This window comes from Streptococcus suis, assembly GCF_046032515.1.
GTDB classification, from domain to species: Bacteria; Bacillota; Bacilli; order Lactobacillales; family Streptococcaceae; genus Streptococcus; species Streptococcus suis_AL.
The window spans coordinates 19,653-29,752 of sequence record NZ_JARQPJ010000028.1 but is presented as its reverse complement, the minus strand read 5'-3'; the positions used below and the strand labels follow the sequence as shown (position 1 = coordinate 29,752).

At 38.3% G+C, this 10,100-nt stretch carries 8 protein-coding genes; all 8 read right to left on the bottom strand.

What is annotated here, in order from left to right; translation table 11 throughout:
• Positions 1–106: 106 nt before the first annotated feature.
• Positions 107–1,327, bottom strand: coding sequence for a DNA cytosine methyltransferase (locus tag P7J49_RS10555; protein WP_408570645.1), 1,221 nt, complete (start codon positions 1,325–1,327; stop codon positions 107–109).
• 41 nt (positions 1,328–1,368) lie between these two features.
• On the bottom strand, positions 1,369–2,163 hold the full coding sequence (locus P7J49_RS10550; RefSeq protein WP_408570644.1) for a hypothetical protein: 795 nt from the start codon (positions 2,161–2,163) through the stop codon (positions 1,369–1,371).
• Complete coding sequence (locus P7J49_RS10545) at positions 2,164–3,333, bottom strand: AAA family ATPase (protein ID WP_408570643.1); 1,170 nt, start codon at positions 3,331–3,333, stop codon at positions 2,164–2,166. It abuts the gene before it with no gap.
• A gap of 9 nt (positions 3,334–3,342) precedes the next feature.
• A complete protein-coding gene (locus tag P7J49_RS10540) occupies positions 3,343–5,577 on the bottom strand; it encodes a DUF262 domain-containing protein (protein WP_408570642.1) in 2,235 nt (744 codons plus the stop codon).
• A gap of 72 nt (positions 5,578–5,649) precedes the next feature.
• Positions 5,650–8,301, bottom strand: a complete 2,652-nt coding sequence (locus P7J49_RS10535) for a valine--tRNA ligase (protein WP_408570641.1) — start codon at positions 8,299–8,301, stop codon at positions 5,650–5,652.
• A gap of 175 nt (positions 8,302–8,476) precedes the next feature.
• Positions 8,477–9,052, bottom strand: coding sequence for a shikimate kinase (locus tag P7J49_RS10530; RefSeq protein ID WP_408570640.1), 576 nt, complete (start codon positions 9,050–9,052; stop codon positions 8,477–8,479).
• Positions 9,053–9,060: 8 nt separating this feature from the next.
• Positions 9,061–9,657, bottom strand: a complete 597-nt coding sequence (locus tag P7J49_RS10525; RefSeq protein ID WP_024379597.1) for a flavin reductase family protein — start codon at positions 9,655–9,657, stop codon at positions 9,061–9,063.
• Between the two features lie 5 nt (positions 9,658–9,662).
• Positions 9,663–10,055: a VOC family protein gene (locus P7J49_RS10520; protein WP_408570639.1), complete on the bottom strand. Its 393-nt coding sequence runs from the start codon at positions 10,053–10,055 to the stop codon at positions 9,663–9,665.
• Between the last annotated feature and the right edge of the window lie 45 nt (positions 10,056–10,100).

Here is a 10,100-nt window from a genome sequence, read left to right as displayed (position 1 = left end):
ATAAAGAAAGAGAGAACGAAGTTCGTCCTCTCTAGGTGTTAGCTTTTCATCTACCCACTACAGTTGACAAAGAGCCAACTTTTCTTACTCTTCTTTAGTATATTCGCTAAGCCAAGCTATAAAACTCTAAATTCCCTTTTTTCTTAAACAACTTAAAATAATCCTCAGTTCTTAAAATTGGTAGATTATCTCCATAACGCACAATCAATTCTCTTGCCTCAGCTTCACTAGAAACAAAGTCTTTCACATAAGATTGTCCTTCAAACTGACCATTCATCTTGGTATAGATGATAGCGACGTTTCCGGTTCGTTCCAACTGTGATGGTCCGGAGGACGTTTTCAACGCTTCGGCAATCTTATCCGCAATCCGCTTGATAACTGGTACAACAACGCTGTTGCCAGCCTGTTTGTATAGTTGACCGTTGGACACACCTTCTGGAATTTTGAAGGTCTTTGGATAGCCTTGAACGTTAAAGGTTTCTTTGGGCGTCAGCTTGCGAATTTCTCCAGTGTCTGTCAAGATGAGGGGGATGTTATGCCCACCTGTTCCCATGTTAGCTGTCAGGGTTGGAACGACACCGTTTTTATTTTCCCTTACGTACTGACGTCTCCACTGGTAAACCGTATCTTGACTGGTAACAGCCTCTTTCAACTGGTCAAAGAAGGGCTGTTTCCCTTGACGATAATAATAATTCTCCTCTGGTTTTGCCCCAAAATCAATAACATCTTGAAGCCCAGTGGTCAGCTTGATTTCCTCTGGAAACTCAAATTTATCGTAGGCTTCCTTGTTATCAAAGCCAACAATGTAAATCCGCTCGCGGTTCTGCGGGATGTTCCCGTAGTCCTTGCCGTTCAAGACCTTCCACTTGATAAAGTAGTTGTTCTCGGTCAAGGCTTCACGGATAACCTTGAAGGTATTGCCGTGGTCATGAGAAACCATATTTTTCACATTCTCGACAAAAATCGCCTTGGGTTTTTTAGCTTCTATCATCCGAAGCAACTCAAAGAAAAGGTCACCTCGGTCATCTTCAAACCCCTTGCGATAGCCCGCAATACTAAAGGCCTGACAAGGAAATCCTCCGACAATCACATCGACTGTTTCCGAAGGAATTTCCTCTGGTAATACTGCGTGAATATCACGTCCGTCCAGATAAGTATCTGGGTAATTCAACTGATAAGTCTGTCTGGCATACTTATCAAACTCGTTGGCATACACCACTCTGAACTCGTTGGTCTGCTCAAAGCCCAACTCAATTCCACCAACACCTGAGAAGAACGCTGCAATAGCAAACTTCCCCTGCTGGCGTGAACTTACAGAATTTGTCATGTAAGCACCTGCTTTCTAAAAATATATTGTCAAGATGATATTCATGAAATATTTGGAGGAATTACAAAATCGCTAACTTCTAATAATTTCTTTATTTCAGTAGTAACATTAAACATAGGAGGCGTTCCCTGGCCTTTTTTCCAATGCTTCCATCTAATATTTACATCATTTGGTAAATCAAAGAAATAATCAACCAAATAAAATGCATAATCCTTATTAATGAAAAAATGACAGTAGTTCATTTTTCCTGAAGGATTTGAAACTTGTTGATCCGGAGGATCTATTCTAAATTTAGGGTGAGATAGAAGTGCTTGGTATAATTCATCACAACGTCTCCCATACCCATCCGTCAAGTAATTTTTTCTATAAGTATTTAAGTAATTATCTATTACTGTAACATTACGCTCAAGTGTTGAAATTTCAGTAAAATTAAATTCCATTATCGGATTATTTTCATTACGACACAATATCCTACTAAATATTTCTCCTTCATCTATAAGTTCTTGACTGCTTATTACACTCGGTTCATATGGACTTTTTGTATATCTACCTATATACGAAATTAAGGATGTAATCTTGCTATCTATATTTTTATCCAATCCATAGTAACACTTTAATACTTCAGCTGGATTCCCATCAAACATAAATACACATTTTACAGGTCTACTATCTTTGTTATTATTAGGATTCGTTAAAATATCTAAATAATCCAAAAAAACAGCAATCTCATCTTTTGTTGGGAGGGTAATATGTACAACAACCAATAACTTAATTTGCTTACACATAGCTTTAAAATGAGCACCTGTGGTAGGAGCACCTGATTCACTTCTCACCATTTAGTCACCCCTACTAAATATAAGATGATAAAATTTTGCACTATCCACTGAGTATTGATCGAATAGTCCATCTGGATAATTGACAAGATCTCCTCGATCATCAATTTCTATTTCAAAAACCTCAGTTGATAAAACTTCCCCCAATTCTATATCTTGTTTTTGTGTTAATTGAGAAAATAAGATTGTACAATCACTTCTCATCTTATCAGCTTTTATTATTTTTGAAACATTAAAAATATGATCACTATGGGTCTCGATAAAGATCTGCCGTCCGCTTTCAGAAATCCACTGATAAAAATACATCAAATTAGATTGTAGACTCGGATGCAGATGAATTTCTGGATTTTCAATAATTACTATCGTTTCTTCTGGTGAAGCTAATAGTGCAACAAGTTGAAACAGGATAAATGTGACTCCTGTTCCAATATGTTGTGGCTCGTAAAATTTATCACCTTTCCTATACTTTATATTTAACAACTGAGTACTAATTTCTTCTATCTCTACAGTATATCCAGTAAATTCTTCTAGCCAGAAATTAACAATACTCAGTAATTCGGCATTCTTATGTCCATTATAAATATAACTCGTGTTTTGAGACTCCAGAATTAGTTGCTTAGTACTGTCATTCTCTTCGACAGGTAATCTATCAAAAACTTCTCTAATTTTATTATCTTGATTGAATAGAGTATTATTGTTTGTAAAAAAATCACTTGATTTTGATTTTTCATACAATAAAGATAATAATTCTTCCCCTTTTGGGCTAAAGTAGTCAATATCTCTGTTTTTATTATAACTATTTAAAATACCTATTCTCTCAGCAGATAGATAAACTACTTTGGGTATAGTTGTAATTTGAGGTTTATTAATTTCTTGTTTACTAATAACAACTTCATACCCTTGTTCTTCTGTATCATCAAAACTATAATTCAACCGAATATTTGGGTAACCAGACAGTTGATTATTAATTAAATTGTCGTATCCTCCTAATTTTTTCAAACGACCATTCAACACATTAAATTCATTTAATTGCCCTAAAATTAATAGTGTTTCAATCATGGATGACTTACCACTAGAGTTTGTTCCAGTAATTATATTCAAATTTGAAAAATTAACAGTTGTTTTCAAGGCATAAGATTTGTAATTTTCTAAAACGATGCTTTTAATTTTCATACTTATCTCCTACATACCTAATTTATGTTTCAAATCATCGACATTTTTTTTAATATAATTAAACCTCCATAAAACCTTTTCTTTGCTATCTCTACGGTACAATATATTATCAACGAATTTCGAATCACTTACAAATTCTATGTATTTATTAAAAAACAATTCCAATTTATCTTCAATAACTGTAATGCTAAAATTCGAAATGAGCAACATCCAACTTTCGAAAATAACCATATTTACTGAATTTGAATCAATCCTACTAAAATCTTTATAAGATTTCAATCCAAACATTTGTTTGGAAATTCTTAAGTATTTGTCATACAAGGAATATAAATCACTTACTTCAGAGTCATTAATAATATTTATATATTTCATAACTTTGTCTAACAAATTATCAATTCCATTATATTCAGCCTCAAAATTATAGATACTATTAAATACTTTGCTATTTTGAATTAGATAATAAGCAAAGAATCTCAATACCAAGTACTGATCTTTTTTTCTTTTAATTGGTACAATTTGCAATTCTTTATTTTTCGAAATTTTATTCAATAATGATGTTACTTTACCAACATTTGAAGCATTTCGAATTTCTTGAATTGTTAGTCGCTCTCCACCTCGATTTACTCGCATAAAAATTTCATTTTGGAATCTAGGAATAACTGATGAATCCACTAAATAACAAGTCAAAGGATAATCTTCTAACTTCCTTTTTATCCTCGACTCTAAATCACTAAAATAAACTTCACCAGTTGTTTCTTTATCTAGACATAGGAATCTATAGGTTGGCGGTAACGACAATTGCCCATCCAAAAATTCCAGTATAGAATTGATTCTTTGCTTGCCATCGACTACTAATAAATTACCGTTTTTATCTATTGAAAAATAAAATGTCGGGATAGGAATTCCCAGTAGAAGGCTATCAATCAACTGTTGCTTCTTATCTTTTTTCCAAACATACTCACGTTGAAAATCAGGTTCTAAAATCAACGCATCTCCTAAATTAGAATAATTTATACCTTCACTATCTTTGTTTATATATAAATACTCTGCTTCATAACCACTAAAGCGATCATAAAATTTCTTGATATCTGAGATACTTAATTCACGTTGCGTAACCGACAGTTTTCGCTTTAGCTCGTTTGCTGGAAGCGACATTAGCTCCTTTTTTTCAGCTTTAAACCCTTCGTCGCTTCTATCCATATGTAAAGCCAATTCTAAATCTTGACTATTTTCTCTATAATTTTCATCGCTTAGTAAATTAACTTTATCAATTAAATCATCGCTACCTTCAAAATCTAACTCTAAATTAGTCCGACGAGTCTCTTCCTCATATTCACCAGTAGTTCTCAGCTTAGGAACTTTGTCAAGCTGAAGAAAATTTTCATCTCCAATCAATCTCCTAATACTATTTTTATATTCTGGAAAAATATCACAAATTGCACTAAAAATAGATAAAGCACCCTTAGTAGAAACACGATTTATAGCTTGATTAGGCGTGCCCTTTAAACTAGGTCCAATATTAAATTCATTTGAAGTATCTGGATAATAATAGAGATCCGATGGTGTTATTTCAATTGGTAATTTTAATAATACTTTCGTCTCTATTTCATAGTCCTTTATAAAGTCTTTTGTATATATAGCCTCTACTTTACCAACTGCAGTCAAACCATTTTCCCATCTCTTCCATTTCTCGTTATCTCCTCCCAAAGATAAGAATAATAGGTCCCCTACTTTCAATTGTTGATTTTTTGATGTTCTAGGATTATACCTGTTTAAATTATCAATCCTTAGAGTAAAATTAACAATCTCTGGAGAATCTTCAAGACTGTATAGTGAGGTCGAAGTTTCCTCCTTCTTAGTTTTAATACTGTAAAGATATACGTCATCGCCACCTATATTGAAAGAATAGGAATTTTTATCTAAAGTTTCGTATACTTCTGTAACAATTTCTTGGAGTTCACAAACAGAATATTGCCCGTACTTTTTATACACATTCCAAAGGCTTTTATTTGAATGTTCTAAATCTCTCTGGTAATAACCTTTTCTACCATTATCGAAATAAGGATCAAAGGAATCCGTCCATTGCCTAATAGTGTTTGCTTTAATACCAGATAAAACTTCTAATTCACGATATCTACTAATGATTTTGCTTCTACGGAGATCTTTGCTTTCTAATTTAGAAAAATACAAACATATTATCTGAACTCTTTGCTTTAAATCAAGATTTTCAATTTTATTAATCATACGTTCACCATTTAATTTTAAAATTATAAAGAAATATAATTGATTCTATATTTCCCGTTACTAGAGTGTGAACTACCCCACCAACTTCTTCATCTCTTCAATCCGTGCTACTGTCGCATCATACTTAGCTTGGTAGTCAGCTTGTTTTTCTTTTTCTTTTTCAACGACTTCTGGTTTGGCGTTGGCGATGAAGCGCTCGTTGCTGAGTTTTTTGCCGACCATGTCTAGTTCTTTTTGCCATTTGGCGAGTTCTTTGTCTAGACGAGCCAACTCTTCTTCGACGTTGAGGAGGTCGGCGAGTGGCAAGAAGATTTCAGCACCGGTGATAACGGCTGACATGGCTAATTCTGGTGCAACGATGCTTGAGCTGATTTCCAACTGTTCTGGATTGGTAAAGCGTCGGATGTAGTTTTCGTTTGCCTTGAAGAAGGTTTCAAGCTCGCTATCTGACGTCTTAATCAAAATGGTAATCGGCTTAGATGGAGCAACATTGACTTCTGCTCTGCTATTTCGCACCGAACGAATCAAGTCCTTAAGGTTTTCCACTCCCTTGTGGGCTTCCGCATTTTCAAAGGCTGGGTTGACAACAGGGTAAGCTGCCACCACGATAGAGCCCTCTGCGTACTGGGCGAAGATCTCTTCCGTCACAAACGGCATGATTGGGTGGAGGAGGCGAAGGATTTGGTCCAGCGTGTAGAGAAGGACAGAGCGAGTCATGACTTTCTCAGCCTCGTCAGCACTGTAAAGCACTTCCTTGGTCAACTCAACATACCAGTTGGCGAACTCTTCCCAGATGAAGTTGTAGAGGATGTGACCAGCCACACCAAACTCGAACTTGTCGAAGTTTTCAGTGACCTTGGCAATGGTTTCGTTGAGGTTGTGGAGAATCCAGCGGTCCGTCACGTTCCCAGCCTCGCCAGCTGCAACCTTGGCGACATTTTCACGCGCCGCATCCAAGGTCAAACCTTCATTGTTCATGAGAATGTAGCGGGAAATATTCCAAATCTTGTTGATAAAGTTCCAAGACGCGTCCATCTTCTCATAAGAGAAACGAACATCTTGACCAGGGGCAGAGCCGTTTGACAGGAACCAACGCAAAGCGTCCGCACCGTATTTCTCGATGACATCCATTGGGTCAATCCCGTTGCCGAGCGACTTGGACATCTTGCGACCTTCTTCGTCACGGATCAAACCGTGGATCAGCACGTTCTTGAATGGCTGACGGTCTGTGAACTCAAGCGATTGGAAAATCATCCGCGACACCCAGAAGAAGATGATGTCGTAGCCCGTTACCAAGGTCGAAGTTGGGAAGTAGCGCTTAAAATCTGCCGCATCTTCGTCTGGCCAACCCATGGTTGAGAATGGCCAAAGGGCAGAGCTGAACCAGGTATCTAGGACATCCTCATCCTGTACCCAACCGTCACCAGTTGGTGCCTCTTCTCCGACGTACATTTCGCCAGATTCGTTATACCATGCTGGAATCTGATGACCCCACCAAAGCTGACGAGAGATAACCCAGTCGTGTACATTTTCCATCCATTGTAGGAAAGTATCATTGAAACGTGGTGGGTAAAATTCTACCTTGTCAGCTGTATCTTGGTTGGCAATGGCATTTTTAGCCAATTGGTCCATTTTAACAAACCATTGAGTTGACAAGCGTGGCTCGACTACCACACCTGTACGCTCAGAGTGTCCAACGGAATGCACACGGTTTTCGATTTCCACAAGGGCACCCAGTTCTTGCAACTTCGCAACGGTTGCCTTACGAGCTTCAAAGCGGTCCATACCTGCAAATTCACCTGCCAACTCGTTCATGGTACCGTCGTCGTTCATAACATTGACTTGTGGCAGATTATGGCGTTGACCTACGAGGAAGTCATTTGGATCATGGGCAGGTGTAATTTTCACAACCCCTGTACCAAATTCTGGATCTGCGTGCTCATCCGCAACGATTGGGATTGGCTTGTTAACGATTGGCAGGATTACGTTTTTGCCAATCAAGTCCTTGTAACGTGGGTCTTCTGGGTTAACCGCCACCGCAACGTCACCGAACATGGTTTCAGGACGAGTTGTCGCAACTTGAAGGGAACGAGAACCATCTTCCAACATGTAATTCATGTGGTAGAAGGCACCTTCTACATCCTTGTGAATAACTTCAATATCAGAAAGGGCTGTGCGAGCTGCGGGGTCCCAGTTGATGATAAATTCGCCACGGTAGATCCAGCCTTTTTTATAGAGTTCTACAAAGACCTTGCGAACAGCTTTCGACAAGCCTTCATCCAGCGTGAAGCGGTCACGTTGGTAGTCCAAAGACAGCCCCAACTTGCCCCATTGCTCACGAATGGTCGCTGCGTACTCATCCTTCCATTCCCAGACTTTGTCGAGGAATTTTTCACGACCCAAGTCATAACGGGTCACGCCTTGCTCACGCAAGCGTTCCTCAACCTTAGCCTGAGTGGCAATCCCCGCGTGGTCCATACCTGGAAGCCAGAGGGTATCAAAGCCCTGCATGCGTTTTTGGCGGATAATGATGTCTTGAAGGGTGGTATCCCAAGCGTGTCCCAAGTGCAACTTACCAGTTACGTTTGGCGGCGGAATGACGATAGAATAAGGCTTCGCCTCCGCATCGCCTGACGGCTTAAAGACATCTTGGTCCAACCAAGTTTGGTAGCGACCAGCCTCAACCTCGGCTGGATTGTATTTTGGTGATAATTCTTTTGACATTATTTTTTCTCCTTTAGTATTCTTTAAGAAAATTGGTTTATACTATCCTCAAGCTAGAAATAGCAAAACTTTTACTGAATTACATTCAGTATCGTCATCCGTAAGAGCTAAAGCTCAAACGGATGGCATATCTTTTTCATATAATCTCCTAGAAATAGTCAGTCCTTTGGGCTGGCTATTTCGTTTGTTCTTGCTCAAGCTCCTCCATTTTTTGGATAATCAGTTGAGCTACGTCATTGGCAGAAAGATGGGTATTATTAATTTTGAGATAATGCTGAATGCCCTCTGGAATGCCTAATGAGGTATATTGACATGTATCAGCTGTAGAAAGAATCTCAGCCTCTGAAACTTCAATGTTTCGTTTCAAAGGTTTATGGGTCAGTCGATTTTCTGTCCGATTACGCCGCAGACGTTCTTCTAAAGCAGTTTCCAATTCAACAAATAAAATTTCCTGACCATGATGATGAAAAATCGTCTGAACTGTTGTAAGAAATTGAACATCTATGGGATTTTTAAAATTAATCAAGGCAGTTCCAATTAGTGGGCGGTTTGACCTAGCAAACACATCATAAACAGCAAATGTAATACGTGTATTGAGGTCAAACATATCCTCAGAAAATTCTGGAATAAAACGTAGGCTAAAATCAATCGAATCGTGATTATGAAAAAGGGTCATCCCTGTCAACTTCGCAACTTCCTGCCCAACGGTCATCTTGCCAGAAGCTTGTGCTCCAATAATAATTAGATTCATATGACCTCCTACTTTAAGCGTGCACTCCTATCCAGCTCCCTTTTTTTCTTAATAAAGGTACCCAATTTTTCAGATGTCCCCCTTTCTAGATAGCGATAAATTCTTTCATGTCCATCTCCCATATAAAGCAAAGGATTGAATTCTAAACTTTTAAAATTTCCCTTGTCATCTAACAAAGTTTCATCCACTGTACGTTTCAAAACACGAGCTGTGAAGTTAACATAACCATCAAATGATTGGACTCGCTCAACTCGACACTCTAATGTAATCGGACAAGCAACTAGACTGGGAGCATCAACTGTTTCAGCGGGGATAATTTCTGCATTAAGCAAATTTATCTTTTCCCGTTTATGCAAAAATCCCGCTTTTTCCATCAAATAGCCCTGTTCCACAGTGGTAAGATTTAAGGTAAATTCACCAAACTTGGCTATTTGTTCAGCAGCGTTGCTACCTTGAAACATGCCAACCACCACCATATCTCCTAGACTATAAGAGGAACTACATGTAGTAATGTTATATAAATGCTGCTCGTCCTTATAGCCTAAAATGAATACGGGGAAACCATAATAAAACTTAGCAGTATCAAATCCTTGTTTTACTGTCATATCTTTTATTTCCTTTCCTCCCCCACCAACTCTATCTTAATCCCGTCCGGGTCTTCCAAATAGAGGGCATAGTGATCTGATCCTCCTGCATGTGGATAGCGATCATCATACAGCAATTTGACTCGTCTGATCAAAAATTCCTTCCGCCATTGGTCAATGTCATCCGGTGTTCCCGCATGAAAAGCTAGATGATTGAGACCAGTGCGACAGCGGTGATAACCTGCCTCTAGGAAATTCGGTGGCGTTCGGACAAAGACCAGGTACTGCTCTGCTTTTTTATAAGATAGCCCTTCCTCCCACTCCTGATAGAGCGAGTAGCCCAGCTTGGTCAGGAGAAAGTCGTAAAATGCACGCGAAGTTTCCAAGTCAGAAACGTAAATTTCAACATGATGTAGCATATTTCTCCTTTTCAAATGAAAATCCCTGCCTAGACTTGCTAGACA